Source organism: Microbacterium azadirachtae (genome assembly GCF_025583665.1).
GTDB lineage: Bacteria > Actinomycetota > Actinomycetes > Actinomycetales > Microbacteriaceae > Microbacterium > Microbacterium azadirachtae.
On sequence record NZ_CP099706.1, the window covers coordinates 175,321 to 198,129 of the forward strand.

General features: G+C 71.0%; 18 protein-coding genes. 14 read left to right on the forward strand and 4 right to left on the reverse strand.

Going from position 1 to position 22,809, the window contains the following annotated elements; genetic code table 11:
* Positions 1 to 4: 4 nt before the first annotated feature.
* Complete coding sequence (locus NFX31_RS00840) at positions 5 to 721, reverse strand: response regulator transcription factor (protein ID WP_045248929.1); 717 nt, start codon at positions 719 to 721, stop codon at positions 5 to 7.
* An 86-nt stretch (positions 722 to 807) separates the two neighbouring features.
* Here NFX31_RS00840 and NFX31_RS00845 point away from each other — a divergent pair, with 86 nt between their 5' ends.
* On the forward strand, positions 808 to 1,557 hold the full coding sequence (locus tag NFX31_RS00845) for a M15 family metallopeptidase (RefSeq protein ID WP_262956465.1): 750 nt from the start codon (positions 808 to 810) through the stop codon (positions 1,555 to 1,557).
* A gap of 120 nt (positions 1,558 to 1,677) precedes the next feature.
* On the opposite strand, the gene NFX31_RS00850 is transcribed toward NFX31_RS00845, so the two are convergent.
* A complete protein-coding gene (locus tag NFX31_RS00850; protein ID WP_262956466.1) occupies positions 1,678 to 3,660 on the reverse strand; it encodes a DUF5107 domain-containing protein in 1,983 nt (660 codons plus the stop codon).
* Positions 3,661 to 3,761: 101 nt separating this feature from the next.
* On the opposite strand from NFX31_RS00850, the gene NFX31_RS00855 reads away from it, so the two are divergent.
* From NFX31_RS00855 to NFX31_RS00915, 13 genes are all read left to right on the forward strand, one after another.
* Positions 3,762 to 4,913, forward strand: coding sequence for a class I SAM-dependent methyltransferase (locus NFX31_RS00855; RefSeq protein ID WP_045251119.1), 1,152 nt, complete (start codon positions 3,762 to 3,764; stop codon positions 4,911 to 4,913).
* A gap of 212 nt (positions 4,914 to 5,125) precedes the next feature.
* Positions 5,126 to 7,108, forward strand: coding sequence for an RHS repeat domain-containing protein (locus tag NFX31_RS00860; RefSeq protein ID WP_420847421.1), 1,983 nt, complete (start codon positions 5,126 to 5,128; stop codon positions 7,106 to 7,108).
* 887 nt (positions 7,109 to 7,995) lie between these two features.
* Positions 7,996 to 9,318, forward strand: coding sequence for a quaternary amine ABC transporter ATP-binding protein (locus NFX31_RS00865; protein WP_091477802.1), 1,323 nt, complete (start codon positions 7,996 to 7,998; stop codon positions 9,316 to 9,318).
* Positions 9,315 to 10,262 (forward strand): ABC transporter permease, encoded by a 948-nt coding sequence (locus tag NFX31_RS00870; RefSeq protein ID WP_262956468.1) that lies wholly within the window; start codon positions 9,315 to 9,317, stop codon positions 10,260 to 10,262. The genes NFX31_RS00865 and NFX31_RS00870 overlap by 4 nt, the downstream gene beginning before the upstream one ends.
* Complete coding sequence (locus NFX31_RS00875; RefSeq protein ID WP_262956469.1) at positions 10,255 to 11,184, forward strand: glycine betaine ABC transporter substrate-binding protein; 930 nt, start codon at positions 10,255 to 10,257, stop codon at positions 11,182 to 11,184. The genes NFX31_RS00870 and NFX31_RS00875 overlap by 8 nt, the downstream gene beginning before the upstream one ends.
* Positions 11,185 to 11,351: 167 nt before the next feature.
* A complete protein-coding gene (locus tag NFX31_RS00880; protein ID WP_045251115.1) occupies positions 11,352 to 11,747 on the forward strand; it encodes a DUF6153 family protein in 396 nt (131 codons plus the stop codon).
* Positions 11,748 to 11,856: 109 nt separating this feature from the next.
* Entirely contained in the window at positions 11,857 to 12,453 is a 597-nt protein-coding gene (locus NFX31_RS00885; RefSeq protein ID WP_262956470.1) for a DUF305 domain-containing protein, read from the forward strand.
* Positions 12,454 to 12,618: 165 nt separating this feature from the next.
* Positions 12,619 to 14,112 carry a lipase maturation factor family protein gene (locus NFX31_RS00890; protein WP_262956471.1) on the forward strand — a complete coding sequence of 498 codons (1,494 nt, stop codon included), beginning with the start codon at positions 12,619 to 12,621 and terminating at the stop codon, positions 14,110 to 14,112.
* Positions 14,113 to 14,198: 86 nt separating this feature from the next.
* Positions 14,199 to 15,455: an alanine racemase gene (alr, locus tag NFX31_RS00895; RefSeq protein ID WP_262956472.1), complete on the forward strand. Its 1,257-nt coding sequence runs from the start codon at positions 14,199 to 14,201 to the stop codon at positions 15,453 to 15,455.
* Positions 15,344 to 16,372 (forward strand): D-alanine--D-alanine ligase family protein, encoded by a 1,029-nt coding sequence (locus NFX31_RS00900; protein WP_262956473.1) that lies wholly within the window; start codon positions 15,344 to 15,346, stop codon positions 16,370 to 16,372. The genes alr and NFX31_RS00900 overlap by 112 nt, the downstream gene beginning before the upstream one ends.
* Positions 16,369 to 18,534: a CapA family protein gene (locus tag NFX31_RS00905; RefSeq protein ID WP_262956474.1), complete on the forward strand. Its 2,166-nt coding sequence runs from the start codon at positions 16,369 to 16,371 to the stop codon at positions 18,532 to 18,534. The genes NFX31_RS00900 and NFX31_RS00905 overlap by 4 nt, the downstream gene beginning before the upstream one ends.
* A 146-nt stretch (positions 18,535 to 18,680) precedes the next feature.
* The gene (locus tag NFX31_RS00910) at positions 18,681 to 20,030 is read left to right on the forward strand and encodes an MFS transporter (RefSeq protein ID WP_091477794.1); all 1,350 of its coding nucleotides are present in this window, start codon (positions 18,681 to 18,683) and stop codon (positions 20,028 to 20,030) included.
* A 55-nt stretch (positions 20,031 to 20,085) separates the two neighbouring features.
* Positions 20,086 to 20,667, forward strand: a complete 582-nt coding sequence (locus NFX31_RS00915) for a TetR/AcrR family transcriptional regulator (protein WP_248700465.1) — start codon at positions 20,086 to 20,088, stop codon at positions 20,665 to 20,667.
* Between the two features lie 166 nt (positions 20,668 to 20,833).
* Here the strand turns inward: NFX31_RS00915 and NFX31_RS00920 are convergent, their stop codons facing one another.
* Positions 20,834 to 21,817: a Gfo/Idh/MocA family protein gene (locus NFX31_RS00920; RefSeq protein ID WP_262956475.1), complete on the reverse strand. Its 984-nt coding sequence runs from the start codon at positions 21,815 to 21,817 to the stop codon at positions 20,834 to 20,836.
* Positions 21,818 to 21,821: 4 nt separating this feature from the next.
* On the reverse strand, positions 21,822 to 22,679 hold the full coding sequence (locus NFX31_RS00925) for a hypothetical protein (RefSeq protein WP_262956476.1): 858 nt from the start codon (positions 22,677 to 22,679) through the stop codon (positions 21,822 to 21,824).
* Positions 22,680 to 22,809 lie beyond the last annotated feature (130 nt).

The following is a 22,809-nucleotide window of genomic DNA, read 5'->3' on the forward strand; positions in this document are numbered from 1 at the left end:
GGGCTCAGGCACGGGGAGCGGATTCCGTCGTGTGATCGTCGACGGGGCGGGCCGCCGCGTCGTCCGCGTCGATCCGGTAGCCGACGCCCGGCACGGTGAGGATCACCCACGGTTCCCCGAGCCGCTTGCGCAGCGCCGACACGGTGATCCGCACCGCGTTCGTGAACGGGTCGGCGTTCTCGTCCCAGGCCCGCTCCAGCAGCTCCTCCGCGCTGATCACCCCGCCCCCGGCCTCGACGAGCACCTGCAGCACGGCGAACTGCTTGCGGGTGAGCGCCACGTAGCGGCCGTCGCGGTAGACCTCGCGGCGGAAGGGATCGACGGTGATGCCCGCGAGCTCGTGCACGGGCGGGGTCGATCGCGGTGCGCGGCGGGCGAGCGCGCGGATGCGCAGCACGAGCTCGCGCATCTCGAAGGGCTTGGTGAGGTAGTCGTCGGCCCCGAGCTCGAAGCCGGTCGCCTTGTCGTCCAGCCGGTCGGCCGCCGTGAGCATGAGGATCGGCAGCCCGGATCCTGCGGCGACGATCGCGCGGGCGATGTCGTCGCCGCTCGGCCCCGGGATGTCCCGGTCGAGCACGGCCACGTCATAGGAGTTCAGGTCGAGCAGCTCCAGGGCAGTGTGGCCGTCGCCGGCCGTGTCCGCCGCGATCGCCGCGAGGCGCAGTCCATCACGGACCGCACCGGCCAGGGCGGGTTCGTCTTCCACGATCAGCACGCGCATGCCAGAAGCCTAGGCACCCGCGCGTATCGGGAGCGTATGCGAAAGCGCGTACGACCCGGCAACGTCCGCATCGATGGGGTGGAGGCATGGACACCCCCACGAGAACGACCACGTCCCTGCGGCCCGGCACGGCGCCCGAGTGGATCCTGGATCCGTCCGGCTCCACGGATCGGGAGCAGCGCGCGGGCGGGCGTCCTCCCCGCCCGCGTCGCCGGCTGTTCCGGCTGCTGGTCGTGCTGCTGGTGCTCGTGACGATCGGGGCGGGCGCGGCGGCAGCCGTGGTCACCGCGGCGATCGCCGCCCGGCCCGACTATCCGGACACGGTGGTCTCAGGCGGGACGGACGCCGGATCCGCGGTCGCCCGGGGCGGCGGCCGGCCGACCGCGGAGGACGGGTACATCGCGGACGGCGACTCGCTCGCCGTGTCGGACGCGGCGCCGGCGGTGGCCCGGCTGGATCCTGCCCTGCGCGAGGCTCTGCAGCAGGCGCACGCGGCGGCCGCGGAGGACGGCGTCGATCTGCGGGTCGGCGGGGGCTGGCGCTCGAAGGCGTACCAGGCGTGGCTGCTGCGCGACGCGGTGCGCACCTACGGGTCGGCCGCGGAGGCCGCGCGCTGGGTCGGCACTCCGGAGACCTCCCTGCATGTGAAGGGGCAGGCGGTCGACGTCTCGCCCTATGACGCGGCCGACTGGCTGAACCGCCACGGCGCGCAGTTCGGACTGTGCCGCACGTACGACAACGAGGCGTGGCATTTCGAGCTGAGCCCGTCGGCGGTCGGCGCCGGGTGCCCCCCGATGTTCCGCGACCCGACCGAGGACCCGCGCATGCAGGGCTGAGCGGGTATCCCCCTCTTCGCTGGTCGCAGATTGCGGGTTTCAGCCCGTGGAAGTCGCAATCCGCGACCAGCGAGCAGCCGGGCGGGGAGCAGTCAGGGAGTTGCCGCCGACGGGTCGGGCTCAGTCCTCGGGGGCCATCTCGAAGTCGTACCACGACGGGACCGGGCGACCCGGGAAGGCCTCGTGCCACAGGGCCGACATGCTCAGCTCGCCCTCGCGGAGGTTCGGCACCTCGAAGCGCTCCTCGAGGATCCGCCCCGCGGTCTCCCGGTCGCCGACGGCCAGGGCCGCGCGGATTTCCACCACGCGGAACCGTCCGAGCCCGCGGAGCTCCGCCGGAAGTCCGCCGATCAGTGTGCGCACCTCGTCGGCCCGGCCGTCGGACAGCAGCGCCTCGGCGAGCTCGAGGGCCAGCGGGGCGAGATCGGGGGCGAGCTCGCGCGCCTCGGCGAGTCGATGGATCCCCTCCGCCTGCGCCGCGGTGCCGCCGTCGGACTGGCGCAGGGCGAGTCCGAGTCCGCGCAGCGCCCAGGGGCTGCGCCGGTGCCGCAGGGACGCCTCGTAGTGCGAGACCGCGGTGCCGTGCTCGCCGCGCGCGTGTGCCGCGACAGCACGGTGATAGTGGGTCAGCCAGGTCGAGGGCGCCTCGGCGAGCACGTGGTCCCACTCGTCGCCGGTGACGTACGAGTCAGGGGCGACGAGCGGATCCGGCTCCGCGATCCCGCGTCCGATGCGGTCGGACGGAGCATCCAGAAGGGCGGCCCAGTAGGCACCCTCCTCGCCGTCGCGCACGAAGCGCACTCCGGCCGGCGACGCGAACGCCGTTCCGGTGCGCGCGGCGAGCTCCTGCTCGAGCGCTCCCCAGGGCGACCCGATCGAGATCAGCGCCTCCGGGGCGACGTCGACGGAGGATTCGAGCCGGGCGATCCCGGCCGAGCCGATCCGCTCCGCCGCCTGCACCACCTGGGGGCCGACCTCGGCGACGGCGTCGTCCCAGCCCCCGTCGAGACGCGGATCCGCCAGCTGTAGCGGCAGGAAGGTCTCCGTCCACTCCCACGTCGCGCCGCCGGGCATCCGCAGATGCTCGTACTGCGTCGTGGCCAGCCCGGCCTGGATCTCGAAGTAGGCACCGGTCTCGCCGCCGAGCCAGTCGCACCAGCGGCGCCCGCCGGGGGTGTCTCCCCAGACGAAGAGCTTGCGGCCGGTGAGCGGCGCGGTCGAGACGTGAGCCAGGCCGGATCCCTCGGCGTCGACGGCGGCGATCCACGGGCGCGGCGCCGGGGCGTCTGCGGCGTCGGCGGAATCCGCGAGGCCGGGCGCGAGGTCGAAGAAGTAGTCGGCCGCGGCGGGCGCGGCGGCCGGGAAGCGCGGGTCGGCCTTGCGCAGATCGACGCGGCCGAGCGTGCCGTCGTAGCCCGTCATGTATGCGTGGGTGGCGGGCGCGAACACCCGGCTGCCCTCCGACTGGGCGACGGCGATGTTCGTCCACCAGTACATCCCGGTCTCACGGTCGCGCGGGTTGCGCACCCGCACGTGCACGTGCAGGGCGGGGCCTTCCAGCGTCGCGTCGATCTGCAGGATCAGCCCGCGCACCCGCTCGTACTCCCACAGGCGCAGGATCGGCTCGCCGTCGTCCCCGGTGAGCTCGGCGGCGTAGAGCGGATCGACCGTGAGCGGCCAGTGCCCACGCATGCCGATGTTCCATTCGGCGCCGCCGGAGAACCAGGCGTCGCGCAGGGCGAGGTTCGCCGGCTGCAGGATCGCGTTGCGATAGACGAGGTCGCGCCCCGTGGTCTTGTCGAAGAGGCGCACGAGCCGGCCGCCCAGATCGAGGGCGAACTCTGCCCGCAGCTGCTCGTTCTCGAGCACGGCGACGCGCATCGGGGCGGGCGTGCGGGTGCGGTCGTAGCCGTCCTGGATCAGGTACGGATGGATCGACGACACCTGTCCGTACCGGATGTTCGCCGCCATCTCGGCGGGGAGCCCCTCGGCGGAGGCCTCATAGGGCGCCTGCGGCATCCCCGCGATCGCGGGGAGGGGGTTCGGGGATCCGACGGGGGCAGTGGGGAGGACGACCTGGGTGACGGTCAACGTTGCGCTCATCGTTGACCAGTATCCTCGCCCGGGCGGTGCGCCGGGAAGGAGCCGGACCCGTGAATTTCCCCGGTTCCGGGGCGAGCGGCGACCCCGCGTACTCTGGGCGGGTGCCCGAGTTCCCGTACGCGCGCCTGCGCCGGTTCCCCGATGTCGAGGCGCCGAACCTGCAGGCCTGGGACGCGACGGACGAGCTGCTCGTCACAGCGGCGCTGGCCGAGGCTGCAGACCGCGACATCGACGGATCCGCGATCGCCGTGATCGGCGACGGGTACGGCGCCCTCACGCTGCCCCTCGTCGCCGCGGGCCTCGCCGGCGTGCGCGTGCATCAGGATCTGGTGACGGGCCGCCGTGCGCTCGCCCGCAATGCCGCCGCCCTCGACCTGACCGGTTTCGCGCCGCACGAGCTCGACGCCGAGCTGCTGCGCGGCGCGCGGCTCGTGCTCCTGCAGCTGCCGAAGGGGCTCGCCGAGCTCGAGGAGATCGCCGACGCGGTCGCCCGCTGGGCGGCGCCCGACGCGGTGCTGCTCGCCGGCGGCAGGGTGAAGCACATGACCCTCGCGCAGAACGAGGTGCTCGCCCGGTTCTTCGCGCGCGTGCAGCCGCAGCGCGGGGAGCGCAAGTCGCGCCTGATCCTCGCCGCCGAGCCGCGACCGGTCGCCGCGGATCCGCCCTTCCCGGTGTCGTCGCCGCACCCGGAGTTCGGGCTCACGCTCTGCGCGTACGGCGGAGCGTTCGCCGGCGATCGCGTGGACATCGGCACGCGGGTGCTCCTGGAGGTCATGCGCGAGCGTGCGCAGGATCTCGTGGCCCTCGCCCGGCGTGACGGATTCACAGCGGTCGACCTCGGCTGCGGTACCGGTGCGCTCGCCGCATCCCTGGCCGTCGCGGCACCGCAGGCGCGGATCATCGCGACCGACCGCTCGGCCGCCGCCGTGCGCTCGGCCCGCGCCACGATGGCGGCGAACGGCGTGGCGGCCCGCGTGGACGTGACCCTCGACGACGCGGGATCCGCGATCCCGGAAGGATCGGTGGATCTGATCCTGTTGAACCCGCCGTTCCATCTGGGCGCGAGCGTGCACGAGGGCGCGGGCCGCCGGCTGATCGATGCCGCCGCGCGGATGCTCCGTCCCGGGGGCGAGGCATGGACCGTGTTCAACTCGCACCTCGATCACCGTCGGGCGCTCGCGGCGGCGGTCGGAGAGACGGTGCAGCTGACCCGCACCCCGAAGTTCACGGTGACCCGGTCGGTGCGGCGCTGACCGTTCCCGGTTCGAGGAGCGATGTTCGCTGCGGATGAGGCCGATCGAGGGCGAACATCGCCCTTCGAACGCGCGGCCCGCGGGCGGATCCGTCGAATCCCGTCAATCTCGCGCAACTTTCTTCCACACGGCCACACATTGCGTTCGGAGCTCTCTCGCGGCGCCTCCAGCCCCCGGGTCTGGTGACGAAGGTCACGGATTCGAACGGAGGCGTGACGGCCAAGGAGTACGACGGGAACCAGAACCTCACGAAGGTGACCGACCCGACCGGCGCGGTCACGTCGTACGCCTACGACAGCATGAACCGGCCGACGACCGTCACGGACGCGAACGGCGAGGCGACCGCGTACTCGTACGATGCCGCGGGACGTGTGACGAAGGTCACCGACCCGACCGGTGCCGTCACGACCTACGCGTACGACAAGGCGGGCAACGCGACCGGCAGCACGGATCCGCTCGGGCGGACCACCACGACCGCCTACGACAAGCTCAACCGTGCCGTCTCGGTGACGAGCCCCGCGGGGGGCGTGACGTCCTACGAGTACGACGCGGCGAGCCGGGTCACGAAGACCACCGACGGCGCGGGCCGCACACAGCAGTTCGGCTACGACCCGGCGGGTCAGCTCACCTCGGTGACGGACGGCGACGGCGCGGTCACGAACTACGCGTACGACCCGGCCGGCAACATCACGGGCGTCACGGATCCTCGCGGCGGCACCATCAGCCTCGGCTACACGCCGACGAACCTGCTGGCGTCGCAGTCGAACCAGAACGGCGAGACCACCCAGTACGCGTACACCGCGGCGGGGGTGCTGAAGTCCGAGACGAACCCGCTCGGCGTCGTCACGACCTACGGGCATGACAAGAATGCGAACCTCACCCAGGTCGTCGAGAACGCCCAGGCAGGTGCAGGGTCCTCGGTGGACACGAACGTGACCACGACGTACGCGTACGACCCGGCGAACCGTCTCACCCAGGTGACGGACCCGAAGGGCGGAAAGACCGGGTACGAGTACGACCCGCTCGGCGCGTTGACGAAGTCCACGAACCAGGTCGGCGACACGACGAAGTACACGTACGACGCGGCGTCACGCACCAGCACCGTCACCGACGGCAACGGGAAGAAGACGACCTACTCGCGGGATGCGGACGGTCGCATCACCAAGGTGGCTCCGACGGATGCGGATCCGGCGTCGTACACGTACGACAAGGCCGGGCAGCTGACCCAGATGGTCGATCCCACGGGGAAGACCACGTGGGAGTACACGCCCGACGGGCTCACCAAGGTGGAGACCACCAAGGCCGGCACGGCGGATGCGAAGTCGGTGTCGTACGGGTACGACGCCGGTGGTGCGCGCACGAGCCTGACGTACCCGGACGGCACGCAGGTGGGTTACACGCTCGATGGTGCCGGGCTGGTCACGGCGATCACGGATCCCACCGGCACTAGCAGCTACGCCTACAACGCGTCCGGGCTGGTGACGACCGCGAACCGGTCCAACGGCACCGCCAGCACGTATGGGTACGACCCGGTTGGGCGCATCACCGACATCCTGCACACGGGATCCACGACGGTGAATGCTGACGCGAATGCCCCGGGCGCGGGCGCCGCTGCAGCGCTGCCGGCGGATCCGGCACCGAACACCACGGTGACACCGGGCGCAGCGGTCGTTTCTGCTCCGGTCGCGCCCACGACGGCACCAGCGACCCCCGCGGCGACCGCGCCGTCACCGAGCCCGACTCCGTCCCCGTCGCAGACGCCGTCGGCGAAGTCGACACCGACACCGAGCCCGTCGATCACTCCGGCACCGAGCCCGACTCCGTCGACCACGCCGACGCCCACACCGACTCCGTCCCCGTCGACGCCGTCGGGTGGGACCACCGGTCCCGGGTGCGGCAACGGCGGTGTGACCCCGGGATGCCCGACCGCTTCGCTCACCGCGGCGGACGGACTCCCGCTGCACTTCACGTACACCTACGACAAGGCAGGGGATACGATCCGGTTCGTGCAGACGGGGGCAACCACGTCTCTGACGACGGACTACACCTATGACGCCCTCGGCCGGTTGATCGGCTCGAGCCGCACGGACGGGGTGAAGGCGACTTACGGGTACGACGCGAACGGGAACCAGACCTCTGGTACCGACACGGATCGGCTCAAGCGGGGGATCCCGCGGTCAGCGCGTCGGCTCTGATCGAAGACAATCTCGCCTGTGTCGCCGACATACCTGATTTGGGCGCGACTCTCGCCACCGTCATCCTCGTGCGCGAGAGCGCACGCGACAGTGCCCGAGCAGGCGAGGGCAGCGATTGGCTAGACCTGTGCCGACCTCTCGGCGCGCTAGCCAACCTCGACAATCGAGTCGGCGCATACCCCCTCGGCGATGTCTCGGACTCCAGCAGGTGGCGGCGGCCGATCGAGTCATGGTTCGAAGGCATCGCAACAGCAGTATTCGATGCGGTTCCGTTCGTGTATGCCGTCACGGGAAACGAGGTATCGGGACTCGCGCCCTCAGAACAGACAAGCGGGAACGTTGGACTCTTCGCGCCGGATGCGAACGGGAACCTTGCGATTCGGCCGGTGACCTCTTGGAACTGGTGAGCGCCCGCCAGCCTGGGGTGACGGCGATCGCGGTGGCAACAGCGAGAGGCAGAACGGCAAGGGCGGTGGCAGCGGGGCCGGGAAACGCCGTGTCGAATCAGACTCTGAGCGCTGTGACGCGCTCGATGCGGCGCCCGCGCTCGTGGAGCGGAAGATCGACGATTACACGCGCCGTCTCGGCTAGTCTGTCCCCCGCCGCGACTGCGCACCGCACTCTCGGCATACCGACGGATTTGCCTCCGGATCAGGATCTCGTTACGTTGGAATGCGGGCCTTGTGGCCCCAAGACCAGTCCGCGGCCGCGTCCTTCTTTCGACTCTGCTGTGCACGAAGAGGCGCGGGCGTACGGTCGATGATCTCTGTCGAGGATCCGAAATCCTCCTCCTGCGCCGCCTGCACGGCTTCGTCGAAGCGGCCCCGTGATCGTCACCCGGGCGTGACCGATGCAGGCCTCCCGAACGGTGAGGCCGCGGGGGAAACGTGTCCGAAACCGCTCTGGAAGCGCGTCATCTGTTCAAGGTGTTCGGGAGGAATCCGAACCAGGCCATCCGGCGCCTCAAGGCCGGCGAAACCCGATCCGAGGTGGCCGACGCCGGCACCGCCGCCGTGATCGACGCCAGCTTCACCGTCAACCGCGGCGAGATCTTCGTCATCATGGGCCTGTCCGGATCCGGCAAGTCGACGATCATCCGCATGCTCAACGGCCTGCACGAGGCGACCGACGGCTCCGTCCTCGTCGCCGGCAACCCCATCACGGGCATCCCCGCCTCGCGCCTGCGGGAGATCCGCCGCGACCGCGTGTCGATGGTGTTCCAGCACTTCGCGCTGCTGCCGCACCGCACCGTGGCCGCGAACGTGGCCTATCCGCTCGAGCTCAAGGGCGTCGGCAAGGCCGAGCGCCTGGCCAAGGCCGAGGAGATCCTGGGCCTGGTGGGGCTCGAGGGGCAGGGCGAGAAGCTCCCCTCCGAGCTGTCCGGCGGGATGCAGCAGCGCGTCGGCATCGCCCGCGCGCTCGCCGCCGACACCGACATCCTGCTCATGGACGAGGCGTTCAGCGCGCTGGATCCGCTGATCCGCCGCGAGATGCAGGAGCAGCTGCTCGAGCTGCAGCAGAAGCTCCACAAGACCATCGTGTTCATCACGCACGACCTGAACGAGGCCATGTTCCTCGGCGACCGCATCGCCGTGATGCGCGACGGCCGCATCGTGCAGATCGGCACGCCGGAGGACATCCTCACCGACCCGGCGAACAGCTACGTCGAGCAGTTCGTGCAGGACGTCGACCGCGCCCGCGTGCTCACGGCGGCGAACGTCATGGAGCGTCCGCGTCCGGTCGTCTCGGAGAACGCCGGACCTCGCACCGCGCTCAAGCAGATGCGCGACGCGTTCATGTCGGCCACCTATGTGGTCGGGCGCGACCGCAAGCTCATCGGCATCGTCACCGACCGCGACGTGGTGAAGCTGATCCGTCGCGGTGAGAGCAGAATCACCTCCGCGCTCAAGCCCGCCGCGCAGGTGGTCGACGAGGACGAGATCCTGATGAACCTGTTCATCCCCGCCGTGGAGTCGCCGCTGCCGCTCGCCGTGGCGGACGCGGAGGGACGCCTCGTCGGCGTCATCCCGCGCATCACGCTGCTCGCGGCCCTCGGCCCGGGCGCCGGCGCCACGGGCGAGATCAACCTGCCGGTGCTGCCGCTGCCGCAGGCGGAGGTCGACGCCGTGCTCGACGACGGCTGGACGGCCCCCGCCCCCGGCTCCTCGCCGACCACGCCGGATGCGCCGACCGAGGAGGTCACCCGATGAACGTCCTTCCCCTCGGATCCTGGGTCGCCGTCGCGGTCGACTGGATCAAGGCCAACCTCGACGGCCTGCTGCACGTCATCTCGACCGTGGTCTCCTTCCTCGTCGACGGCCTGAGCTTCGTGCTGCTGATGCCGTGGTTCTACGTCGTGATCCTCGTCGCCGCGCTCATCGCGTGGCTGGTGCGCTCCTGGAAGCTCGCGATCGGCACCGTGCTCTCCTTCGGGGTGATCGTCGCGATGGGCCTGTGGGTCCCCGCGATGCAGACGCTCGCGCTCGTGCTCGTCGCCGGTGTCGTCACCGTGCTGATCGCGATCCCGCTCGGGATCTGGTCCGCGCGCAACGCCACGGTGCGCGCGGTGCTCAAGCCCGTGCTCGACTTCATGCAGACGATGCCCGCCTTCGTCTACCTCATCCCCGCGATCGTGTTCTTCAGCATCGGCGTCGTGCCGGGGCTCGTCGCGACGGTGATCTTCGCCCTTCCCCCGGGCGTGCGCTTCACCGAGCTCGGCATCCGCGGAGTGGACTCCGAGACGGTCGAGGCAGGGCAGTCGTTCGGTGCGACGCCGGGCCAGATCCTCCGCGGGATCCAGCTTCCGCTCGCGATGCCGACCATCCTCGCCGGCGTCAACCAGGTGATCATGCTCGCGCTGTCGATGGCCGTCATCGCCGGAATGGCGGGGGCCGATGGGCTCGGCAAGCTCGTGGTCGAGGCGATCTCGACCGTGAACATCGCCAAGGGCGTCGAGGCAGGTCTCGGGGTCGTGCTGATCGCGGTCTTCCTCGACCGGGTCACCGCGTCGCTGGGCTCGCTCGGTCAGCAGCCGTCGTCGCTGCTCGGCGTTCTCGCGCGCCGTCGCGCCGCGCGGCGCCTGGCGGCGGTTCCCGCCGTCGCCGGCGACACCCCCGCACCGACCATCGAAGAGAAGGAGCTGCAGAATGCGTAAGTCCAAGATCGCCGCCGTCGCGGCACTCGGCGTCGCGGCCGCCCTCGCCCTGGCCGGATGCGCGAGCGACGGCGCGGGCGGCACGCTCGAACTGGCAGGCAAGGCGCCGGCGAAGAGCTCCGGATCCGGAGACAAGGGCACGATCACGATCGGCTTCCTGCCGAGTTGGACCGACGGGCTGAGCACCGCGTACCTGCTGCAGGATCAGCTCGGCAAGCTCGGCTACGACGTGAAGATGCAGACGCTCTCCGACGCCGGTCCCCTCTACGCGGGCCTGTCCCAGGGCGACGTCGACATCTTCCCGTCGGCCTGGCCCGAGGTCACGCAGAAGGCGTACATGGACAAGTACAAGGGGTCGATCGACGATCTCGGCACGTACTACGACAACGCCCGCCTCACGATCGCGGTGCCGACCTACAGCGACATCGACTCGATCGACCAGCTCACGGGGAATGCCTCGAAGTTCGGGGGGAAGATCATCGGCATCGAGCCGGGAGCCGGTCTCACCGCGCAGACGCAGAAGATGATGCCCGCGTACGGTCTCGACAGCGAGTACCAGCTCGTCACGTCGTCGACCGCGGCGATGCTCACGGAGCTGAAGTCGGCGACCGACAAGAAGCAGGACATCGCCGTCACGCTGTGGCGTCCGTTCTGGGCCAACAGCGCCTTCCCGGTGAAGGATCTGAAGGATCCGAAGGGCGCGATGGGCAAGCCGGAGGGCCTGCACTTCCTGGGCGCGAAGGGCTTCGCCGAGAAGCATCCCGACGCCGCGGAACTGATCTCGAAGATCACGCTCGACGATGCGCAGTACGGCTCGCTCGAGGACCTGGTGGTGAACCGGTTCGGCGAGGGCAAGGAGCCCCAGGCGATCGACGCGTGGGTCGAGAAGAACGCCGGCCAGTTCGACTGGGTGAAGAAGTAGGGCCCTTCGCTCGTGTGACGCCCGTCTCTCGTGCGACGCCTGCAGGACCCCGATACGGAGGCATGACCAGATCCGCGAACGGGCCCTGCAGGCGTCGCACGATCCTGCAGCCGTCCCAGCCCGTCGCCGGCGCTCCCACCGGGCCGAGGCGGCTATGCTGTACCCCCGTGGGGTATTGGATCCGGAGCCGCGACACGTCGTCGACGTGGTCGCTGCGGATCCTGCTCCTCGTCTCCGCAGTGATCGTCGGACTGCTCGGCATGCATATGCTCGCAGGGCATGGCACGCCGGCAGCCGGGGAGCACCCCCTGCCCGGCCCGACCTGGAGTGCCGTGATCGCAGATCACGCGATCGCCGAGCCCACGCACGGCTGCGCCGATTGCGCCGAGCATGCGTCGATCGCGTCCTCCTGCGTGCTCGCGCCGATCGCTCCCGCCGCCCTTCCTGGGCCTCCTGCGGAAGACCTCCGTCCCGCGCTCGCCGTCGTCGTCGCCTCCACGGCGCCGGTCTCGGCGGATCCGCGTCCGCCGAGCATCTCCGTGCTCTGCATCAGTCGCAGATGAGTCGACGCCGGAGCGTCCCGTCATCGCCGGAAGCCGGTGGACGCCCCGGGAGAGACCACGCGCCCGCTGTCCAGCGGGGCGCGTCATCGACGACGAAAGCAGAGACACCATGACCATCCGCACTGTCCACCGCGTCCTCGCGATCGGCGCGATCGCCATCGCAGGAACCGCGCTCACCGCGTGCGCGCCGACCACCACCCACTCAGGGATGCCCGGGATGACGCACGCTGCGGGGCCGACCCCCTCGGCGACGGCGAACGACGCCGATGCGATGTTCGCGACCATGATGATCGAGCACCATCGGCAGGCGATCGAGATGAGCGATGCCCTGCTCGCCAAGACAGGCGTCGACCCCCGGGTCGTCGATCTGGCGACCAGGATCAAGGTCGCGCAGGCGCCGGAGATCACGACGATGCGCGGGTGGCTCGCCGACTGGGGCGTGCCGTCCGCAGCCCCGGGATCCATGGATCACGGGGACGGCATGATGAGCGACGCCGACATCGCCGCGCTCGACGCCGCGTCCGGCCCGGAGGCGGCGAAGCTGTTCCTCGAGCAGATGATCGCGCACCATGAGGGCGCGGTCGTGATGGCGCGCACCGAGAAGGCCGACGGCCTGGATCCCTCCGCCGTCGCGCTCGCGGTCGCGATCATCCGTGCGCAGACCGCCGAGATCGCAGAGATGAAGGAACTCCTGGCGCAGCTCTGACGACCACCGCGGCTGTCCGCTCCTCGGCGGACGCCCTCCCGCTCGCTGGTCGCGGATCGCGCTCATTCCGCAGGGAAAGCCGCGATCTGCGACCAGCGAACGACCGGGGCGCGGGCGGAAGTCAACCGGCTGTCCGGATCCGGGGGCCGCGCGTAGCCTTCCGGTATGGACGGCTTCGCGGCGGTCGACTTCGGCTTCGCGCGTGAGGTGCTCCAGCGGGGCATCGCAGCGCTCTACCTCGTCGCGTTCCTCAGCACGCTGAACCAGTTCCGTGCGCTGCTCGGCGAGCACGGCCTGCTGCCCGCGCCCGAGCTCCTCGCCTGGGCGGGGAACTCCGACCGAGCGCGCCGGCTGCTGCGCCCGACCCTCTTCCTGCGCATCCGGTACACCGACCGGCGGCTCGTGGCGCTCTGCACCGCGGGGATCGTCGTGTCGCTGTCGCTCGTGACCGGGATCCCGCAGCTCGCACCGTCCTGGGTGCCGATGGCGTGCTTCCTGCTGCTCTGGCTCGGGTACATGTCGATCTCGTCGATCGGGCAGACCTTCTACGGGTTCGGCTGGGAGATGCTGCTGCTCGAGGCCGGGTTCCTCGCCGCATTCCTCGGATCCGCCTCCGAGCCGCCGCCGACCGTCGTCATCGTGCTGTTCTGGTGGGTGGTCATCCGGCTCGAATTCGGCGCCGGCATGATCAAGATCCGCGGCGGGCACGAGTGGCGCAACCTCACCGCGCTCATGTACCACCACGAGACGCAGCCCATGCCCGGGCCGCTCAGCAGACAGGCGCATCTTCTGCCGCCGTGGTTCCACCGGCTCGAGGTGGTGGGCAACCACGCGGCCCAGCTCGGCGCCCCGTGGCTGCTGCTCGCGCCGGTCCTCGGGCTGTGGATCCCGGGGCCCGTCCCCGCGATCATCGGGGCGGTGGGCGCCGGCATCGTGATCGCGACCCAGCTGTGGCTCGTGTCCACCGGAAACTTCGCGTGGCTGAACGGGGCGACGATCGTGCTCGCGTTCTCGGCGATCGGGATGCCTTCGGGCGCTCCGCGGCACACGATCACGGCTCCGCCGTGGGTCATCGACGGGCTCTGGCTGCCCTGGCTCGTCGTCACCACCGGCGTCGGGGCGCTGTACGTCTGGCTCTCGGTCCCCGCGGTGCGCAATCTGTTCTCGCGACGACAGGCGATGAACGCCTCGTTCAACCGCTGGCAGCTCGCGAACGCCTACGGCGCGTTCGGCACGGTGACCAAGGAGAGGATCGAGATCGTCGTCGAGGGCACGATGCTCGTCGACGCGGATCCGGATCCGGTCGGAGGGCAATGGCGCGAGTACGGGTTCAAGGGCAAGCCCGGGGATCTGCATCGGGTCCCTGCGCAGTTCGCGCCGTACCATCTGCGCCTGGACTGGCTGATGTGGTTCCTGCCGCTGGGGCGCATGTACGAGGACTGGTTCGCGATGCTGCTGATGCGGCTGCTCGAGGCGGACCCCCCGACGCTCCGGCTGCTGCGGCACGATCCGTTCGACGGCGCCCGGCCCGCGCAGGTGCGCGCCGTGGCCTATCGCTACCGGTTCGCCACCCGTGCCGAGCATCGCGAGAGCGGGCGGGTGTGGATGCGCGACCGTCGCCGCGTCGTGGTGCGGCCGCTGTCGCTGGGCGAGGACTGACGGCGCGCGGCGGGCGCGTGCGCATATCGTCCGCGTATCGATAACCGGATACGCCCGGGCAACGCCGGGCTCGGTTGACTCGTCCCATGCGATCGCCGGCTTCGGAACTCGTCGTCCATGAGGACGCGCTCCGCGAGAACACCGCGCGGTTCCATGCCCTCACCGGGGGCCGGCTGATGGCGGTCCTCAAGGCCGACGCGTTCGGGCACGGGGACATCGTCTCCTCGGTTCTCGAGTCGGGGGCGGGATCGATCGGCGTGACCAGCATCGACGAGGCGCTCGCGCTGCGCCGCGCGGGCGTCGGCGCTCCGATCCTGAGCTGGCTCAACACGCCGGACGCCGACGTCGAGACGGCGCTGCGAGCGCGCATCGATCTCGCGGTCCCGAATCTCGAGCTGCTCTTCGCGATCGCCGCAGCAGCGCAGGCGACGGGGACCGTGGCCCGCCTTCACCTGCACATCGATGTCGGCACCGGTCGCGACGGCTGCCCGCCGCGCGAGTGGGCGACGCTGTGCGCCCTCGCGCGGGAGCACGAGGGCACGGGTGCCGTGCGCGTCGTGGGCGTCATGGGGCACCTGTCCTGTGCCGACGACCCGCGGAGCGGCCAGAACGTGCGCGAGCGGCTGATGTTCGACAACGCGGTCCGCACCGCCCGTCGGCGCGCCCTGCGTCCGCACCTTCTGCACCTCGCCGCCACCGCGGCGACGCTCACCGGCACCGCAGCCGGATATGACCTGCATCGCATCGGCGCGGGGCTCTTCGGCATCGATCCGTCCCGCACGACCGACGACCTGCGGCCCGCCCTGACGCTGACCTCGACGGTCGTGTCGTCCCGTGAGGCGCCGGCGGGCACCGGTGTCGGATACGGCCACGACTTCGTCACCCCTTCCCGCACCTGCCTGGCGCTGCTGCCGCTCGGCTACGCCGACGGGCTCCCGCGTGCGGCGTCCGGGCGGGCGGAGGTGCTGGTGCGCGGCCGGCGGCGACCGCTCGTGGGCAGGTTCTCGATGGACATGGTCGTCGTCGACACCGGCGACGCGCTGCTGCGGCCCGGTGAGCGTGTGACGGTCTTCGGCCCCGGCCGCGACGGGGAGCCGACCGTCGCCGAGTGGGCGGCGTGGGCGCGCACGATCGAGCACGAGATCGTCACCGGCGTGGGCGCCCGCGGATCCCGCATCCGTCGAACCCTCGACGCATCCCCCCGAACCACGTCCCTGCCAGGAGAAGCACGATGCCTCAGCACACCCCCCGCCGGATCGCCGTCATCGGAGGCGGCGCGAACCCCGAGCATGCGGTCTCCCTCGCGTCCGCGGCCGGCGTCACGCGAGCCGTCCGCGCGCTGAGGCACACGGCGGTCCCGCTCACCATCGGCCGGGACGGCGCGTGGCGGGACGAGCAGGACGTCGCACTGCCCGCCGCTCGCGCGGTCGAGATCCTCACCGGCTGCGACGTCGCGTTCCCCGTCCTGCACGGCGCCCACGGCGAGGACGGCGCGATCGCGGGTCTGCTCGAGCTGTGCGGCGTCCGCTTCGCCGGATCGCCGGTCCGGGCCGGCGCCCTGGGGATGGACAAGCACGCCACGAAGCTGATCGCCTCCTCGCTGGGGATCGCGACGGCGGACGCGCGTCTCGTCGGGGCCGGATCCGACGCGGTGGGCACCGGCTTGACGCTCCCTGTCGTCGTGAAGCCCGCGGGCGGTGGATCCAGCAACGGGGTCTTCGTGGTCGCAGATCCCGGCCGTGTGGCCGACGCCGTGGTACGGGCGAGGGTGTTCGGGGATCCGGTGCTGATCGAGGAGTACGTGACCGGCCGGGAGGTCGACGTCGCCGTCTTCCGTGATCGGCACGGCGCGCTGCGCATCGGCGCCACGCTCGAGATCTCCGTGGCGCCGGGGGACGTGTTCGGGGCGACGGAGAAGTACGACGGCAGCGCCCGCTTCACGGTGCCCGCACCGATCGGCGACGCCGACGAGGCGGGCGTCCGTTCGGCGGCGACGCGCCTCTACGACGCACTCGGGTGCGCCGGGGTCGCCCGGTTCGACTTCTTCGTGACCGCCGACGGGCCGGTGCTCAACGAGGTGAACACGACACCGGGGATGACCGAGCTGTCCCAGGTGCCGCTGATGTACGCGGCGACGGGTCTCGACTACACCGGTCTGATCGCCGAGCTCCTCGACGCCGCGCACCCGCGGGTTCAGGAGGGGGAGCGCGGTGATGAGCGGCACTCCGGCGTGCCGAGCGAGTCCGGATCCGCCGCGTGACCGGTGCCGGGACGACGCCCAGGCCCCGGTTGGCCTGGGCGGACACCGCCAAGGGTCTGCTGATCGTCCTCGTCGTGTTCTGGCACGTCGTGATGAAGAGCTACCTCACGATCGACTGGAGGCTGGGGATCCCCCTCCCCGGAGTGTGGGGGCTCGTCTCCGACATCGCGTACCCGGTGCGGATGCCCCTGTTCTTCCTCATCTCCGGGTGCTTCGCCGCGAACGCCGTCGTCCGGCCGTGGGCTGCGGTCTGGCGCAGCAGAGTCGTGCGCTTCCTGTATCTGTACCTGCTCTGGACGCTCATCCACACGGCGACGATGCAGGCGTTCCCCGACTTCCCGACCCTGGTCCCGAGATCCGTCGCGGAGTTCGTCGAGGCGATCACGATCAGCCCGCCGAACGCCTGGTACCTCTACGCACTCGCGCTGTACTTCCTCGTCGCGAAGGCGCTGCGGCGCCTGCCGGCCTGGATGCCCCTGGCGGCCGCCGCCGCGCTGACGACCGCCGTGGGGGCGGGGCTCATCGACGTCGTGAGCAATCGCGGATCGCTGCTCGCCAACCTGCTCTACTTCCTCATCGGCACCACGTTCTCGCGGCGGATCATCGGTTTCGCGGCCCGCCCGCGTCCTCTGCTCGCGACCGCGTCCGCGGCGCTCTACCTCGGCGCCTTCGCGGTGGTGCGGGCGACCGGGACGGACCGGGTCCCCGGGGTGTGGCCGGCGGTGGCCCTCGTCGGCGTCGGGGCGGGGATCGCCGTGGCCCCGCTGCTGGCGGCGGTGCCCCGGCTCGGTCGAGGTCTGGCGCGGCTCGGCTCGCGCACGCTGCAGATCTACGTGATCCACATGCCGGTCCTCGCGCTCGCCGACTCCCTCGTCGCGCAGCCGGTGTCGGACGCCGGCCGGCCGGTGCAGCTGGCGGCGGCCGTGCTGCTGCCCGTCGTCCTCACGGCGGCGGTCATCGCCGCCAGCGTCGCCGTCGGTGCGCTGATCACCCGGGACAGGCTGTCATGGCTCTTCGACCTGCCCGCGCTGCGCCTCGCCCGGGGATCCCGTTCCCCGCGACGCCCCCCGCAGCCGCACGCCCGGCCTCGCATCCCGTGGCGCACACCCGCGGCGGTGCTGGGGCTCGTGGCCGTCGGCATCGTCGCGACCGGGGCATCGGCGCTGCCCGCGCCTCCGGCCACGATCCCGCAGCAGTCCGCACACCGCGCCGGCGAGGTGAGCATCGGGGCGACCGGAGACATCCTGCTCTACGACGCGAGCCGCTCGGTGCCCTCCGACGGCGGGGCCGGCCATTTCGACCGCGTGCGCCCGTGGTTCACGGAGGACATCGTGACCGGCAACCTCGAACAGGCGATCTCGCCCGACACGGGGCACGACAAGTGCGGGAAGGATCCGGACTGCCTCGCCTTCCGCAGCGATCCCGGCTCGGTCGCCGGCCTCCGCGGCTTCGACATCCTCAACCTCGCGAACAACCACAGCCGGGACTTCGGGCAGACCGGCTACGACGACACCCGGGCGACGCTCGCCGCGGCCGGGATCCGCGCCGTCGGCGGGCGCGACGAGATCGTCTACTCGCGGATCGGAGCGGTCACCGTGGCGATGATCGGCTTCGCACCCTATGAGGACTTCACTCGCGTCACCGACCTCCGGCACGTGCGCGCCGTCGTCCGCGCTGCGGCCGCGCGGGCCGACGTCGTGGTCGTGCAGGCGCACATGGGGGCCGAGGGGCCGAACGCCGACGCGGTCACTCCGGGCACCGAGTCGATGTACGGCGAGGACCGGGGGGATCCGATCGCCTTCTCCCACGCGGCCGTCGACGCCGGCGCCGACCTCGTCCTGGGTCACGGCCCCCACGTGCTCCGCGGGATGGAGTGGTACCGCGGCCGCCTCATCGCCTACAGCCTCGGCAACTTCGGCGGCGGGGGAGTGTTCGGCAAGGATCCGGCGACGCGGTACGGCGCGTACCTCTCGATCCGGCTGCGCGCGGACGGGACCGTGATCTCGGGGCAGGTGCACTCGGTCCGGTTCGACGACGCCGACGGCATCCCGATGCCCGACCCCGCCGGCGGCGCGGCGCAGCTCGTCGACCAGCGCGGGCGCCGCGACTTCGGGGGGAAGGCGGTGAAGCTCGACCCGGACGGCACGATCGCCGTGCCCTAGGTGCTTCCGCGACGGCCCTGCTCCCGACCTGAAATCTTCTTGCGACGGAAACCGTAAAAGGATAGGTTTTCACGCACGAGGGCCGGAGCCCCTGGCGGCGCAGTGTGGCGTCCGCTCTCCTCCTCGACCGGCCAAAGGAGGCAGGTATGAGTTCTGTCAGCGGTTCCGCTGCAGGCAATCCGTCCGGGATGACGGCCGCGAGCCGGACGCTCGGTGCGCACGAACACCATTGGTTCACGGAGCCGACCGAGCCGGCGAAGAAGAGCTTCGTCTTCTGGCTGATCCTCGCGCAGTTCATCTTCTTCGTGGCGCTCCTCGGGCCCGCGATCGTCGGAATCGGGCTGAAGATCCTCGACCTCCAGCACATCGGCGCCGTGGAGAACACGGGTGCCGGACTGAACTCTGCTCAGGCGATCCTCGGCGGCGTCGGGGCCCTGTTCGCCACGCTCGCCAACGTCGTGTTCGGTCGGGTCTCCGACCGCACGACCAGCCGCTGGGGTCGACGCCGGATCTGGATCGTGCTCGGCACGATCATCATGACCATCGGGTTCGTGGTCATGGCGACGGGGACGAGCCTCCTGATCGCGACCGTCGGCTGGGCCATCGCACAGCTCGGCGCGAACATGACGCTCGCGCCCTTCGTCGCGACCCTTGCCGATCAGGTGCCGAAGTTCCAGCGGGGCAAGATCACCGCGGCGCTGGGCATCGCACAGAACGCCGGCATCGTGGGCGGTGTCTACGTCGCCGGATGGTTCTCGTTCAACCTCTTCATCGTGTTCGTGATCCCCTCGATCCTGGCGATCGGCGCGATGATCGTGTTCGCATTCGTGCTGCCGGACAAGGTCCTTCCGGTGAAGCCCCCGAGGATGACCTTCGGCGAGATCATCCAGACCATCTGGGTCAGCCCCGTCAAAGAGCCCGACTTCGCCCTCGCCTGGTGGTCGCGGTTCCTGATCACGTTCGCCTCCTTCGGCTTCACCGCCTTCCGCTTCGGCTACCTGATCAACCACCTCAAGGTTCCGGAGAAGGAGATCGGGCTCCTGATCGCGAACACGACCCTCGTGTACACCGGAGCCCTGATCGTCACCGCGTGGCTCGCGGGCATGCTCTCCGACAGGATCGGGAAGCGCAAGGTCTTCGTCTGGGTCGCCACGGCACTCTTCGCCGTCGGCACCTTCGCGCTGATCTTCGTCCAGGACGTCCCGTCTTATTACATCCTGGAGCTGTTCCTCGGGGCTGCGTACGGCATCTACGTCGGGGTGGATCTCGCGCTCGTCATCGACGTGCTCCCCAACCCGGACGACTCGGGCAAGGACCTGGGTGTGCTCAACATCGCGAACGCACTGCCGCAGACGCTTGCGCCGACGATCGGAGGCTTCGTGCTGCTCGCCACGGGCGGCGCCAACGGGTCGAACTACGCCGTCTGGTTCACGGTCTGCGCGATCGCGGGATTGATCGGCGCGCTCGTGATCTTCCCGATCAAGAAGGTCCGGTGACGCGGGGGACGGGCCGGCCGTGGCCGGCCCGTCCCGAGCACGTAGTGTGGCAGTCGTGAAGCGAGGCCCGTACGCCAAGGGGACGGCCAAGCGCGAGGAGATCCTCTCCGTCGCGCTCGAGGTCGTGGCGGCGAAGGGGTGCCGGAAGGCGTCGAACCGCGAGATCGCCGAGCGCGTCGGCCTCACCCAGGCCGGGCTCATGCACCACTTCGCGTCGCGCGAAGAGCTGTACCAGGAGGTGCTGCGCGCGCGCGACATCCGTGATCACGAGATGTTCTTCGCGCCGGATCCGACCATCGAGGGATTCCTCGCCGTCATCGCCCACAACGCCGAGGTGCCAGGGTTGGTGCGGCTGTACGTCGAGTTCTCCGCCGAGGCGAGCATCCCCGAGCATCCCGCGCACGCGTTCTTCCTGGAGCGGTACGCATGGCTGCGCGATGGACTCTCCGGGGTCATCCTGCGTGCGCAGGACGCGGGCGTCATCGGCCCCGCGGTCGACGTCTCCGCCGCGGTCGACCTGATCGTGGCCGCCGCAGACGGCCTGCAGCTGCAATGGCTCAACGACCACACGGTCGACATGGTGGCGCGCCTGCGCCGCCTCTGGGACGGGCTCGTGGCGGTCTCGCACGCCGCCTGACCGCATCCGTCCCGACCGCGACCCCGCGTTTCCCTCCTCTGCCCGTCGTTCCCTCCCCTGGTGGGCGCCCCTCAGGGGAGGGAACGACGCTGCGGCGAGGGAAACGCGGACGTGGATCCGGATCTGCGGGCGCTGCGGGGAGGGAGACGCGGACGTGGATACGGCGCTAGGCGGGGACCGCGGCGCCGCCGGCGGCGATCGAGGCGTAGGCCGCCTCCACGACGGCCACGGCCGCGACACCGTCGGCCGGGGCCACCCGTGCGGGGCGCCCCGTGCGGAGCGCATCGGCGAAGTCGGCGATCTGCGCGCGGTAGGGGTGGTCGTCGGTCGGCGGCGGGAGGTAGCCGACCTCGCCGGAGCGGGACGCGCCGGCGTCGGCGTCGGTCGTCTCTGCGCTGTCGTGCGCGAGCGTGCCGTCGGAGCCGACCGCCTCGATCGTGGTGCGGAACGGCGCCTCCTCGCCCAGCCAGCCGCCGTCGATCCGCGTCGTGACGCCGTTCGCGTGCGTGAGCTCGACCGTCGCGGTCACCGGTGCCGCCAGCCGTCCGTCGACGCTCGGCGGATCCTGCCGTGCCGAGACCGAGACCGCGGGCCCCGCGAGCCACAGCGCCTGATCGATGTCGTGGACGAGCAGGTCGCGGATGAGCCCGCCGCCGGCGTGCTCGTCGTAGAACCAGGTCGAGGAGGGACCCGCGCCGGATCTGCTCAGCCGCAGGGAGCGCAGCGCACCGATCCCACCGGCCGCGAGCTGCTGCTGGATCCGCCGGTACGCGGCGAAGTAGCGCACCACGTGGGCGGGGAACAGCCGCACTCCGGCGGCCTCCGCGGCATCGGCCATGCGCCGCGCGTCTGCAGCGCTCACCGCGAGCGGCTTCTCGCACACGATGTGCTTCCCCTGGGCGATCGCACGTCGCGCGAACTCGGGATGCGTCGGGGTCGGGGCGAGGATCCCCACGACGTCGACCCGCTCGATCAGCCCGTCGGCGTCGTCGGCGATCTCCACGCCGAACCGCGCGGCGAGCGCCTCGGGTCGCGTGCGCGAGAACAGGATGCACTCCGCGCCGAGCGCCTGCCAGGCATCGAGGTGGGCCGCGGCGATCCCGCCGGCGCCGAGGAGTCCGACCCGCAGTGGCGCGTCCCGTCCCGCCACCGGTTCAGGACTCCGGATGCGGCAGCGGCGCGGCCTGCCGGAGCGGCTCGGCCGGAGCGAGCGGATCCCGCACCGGGACCGGCTGCGGCTCCGCCTGCTCGGCCTGCTCCGCGGGTGCGGACGCGGCCGCGGGACGCGACTCGAGCTGCAGCGCGACCTTCTTCTCCAGGTTCTCCACAGCGGCGTCGGAGAGGTCGATGAGACCGTCGAGCTCCTCGCGCACCCGGCGGTAGGCGGTCTGTCGCTCGGCGGGGGTCGCGGACTGGTCGACCGCCACCTTCAGCAGGTGCTGCGCGCGTTCCAGGCGTTTGCGCTCGTCGTCCGTGAAGGTCGAGTCGCGCAGGCGCCGGGCGTCCTTCTCCGCGATCTCGAACGCCACCGCATAGGCGCCGACCGCGTCGAGGTACTCCGACACCTGCTGCTCGGTCACCGACGCGTCCGCCGATGTCGGCCGCAGCGCGTCCGCGGTCTTCTTGGCCCGCAGGAATGCCGCGGTCAGGGGCTGACGGCCGTCGCTCATCGCGGGGAAGGCGATCATCTTGGCGACATCGAGCTCGTAGTCCAGCCAGCGCGCGGTGATCGCGTCGTGCTCGGCGAACAGCCGCCCGAGCAGCTCCTTGGCCGAGTTCTCCTGCTGTCGCGCGGCCTGGCGCGGCGAGACCGGGGGAGCGATCTGGCCACGGGCGGCCAGTTGTGCGGCCTTGATCTCGCTCTTGAGACGCAGGGTCTCCAGCTTCTGCTTGTGCCGCTGGCGCGACAGCGCCTGCCACCGTCCGGCCATGGCGCCGCCCACACCCATGAGGGGGAAGATGATCCACCAGTGGTCGCCGAACCAGCCGAAGATCTGCTGCAGGGAGTCCATGATGCCCCTCAGCCTATGCCGCCGGAGTCCCCGACGTCATCGGCGAGGGCGCAGATCTCAGCGCTCTCCTCAGGATCCACGCCGTCCAGGATCCGTCGCGGTGCCGACGCGGCCCAGGATCCACGCGGTC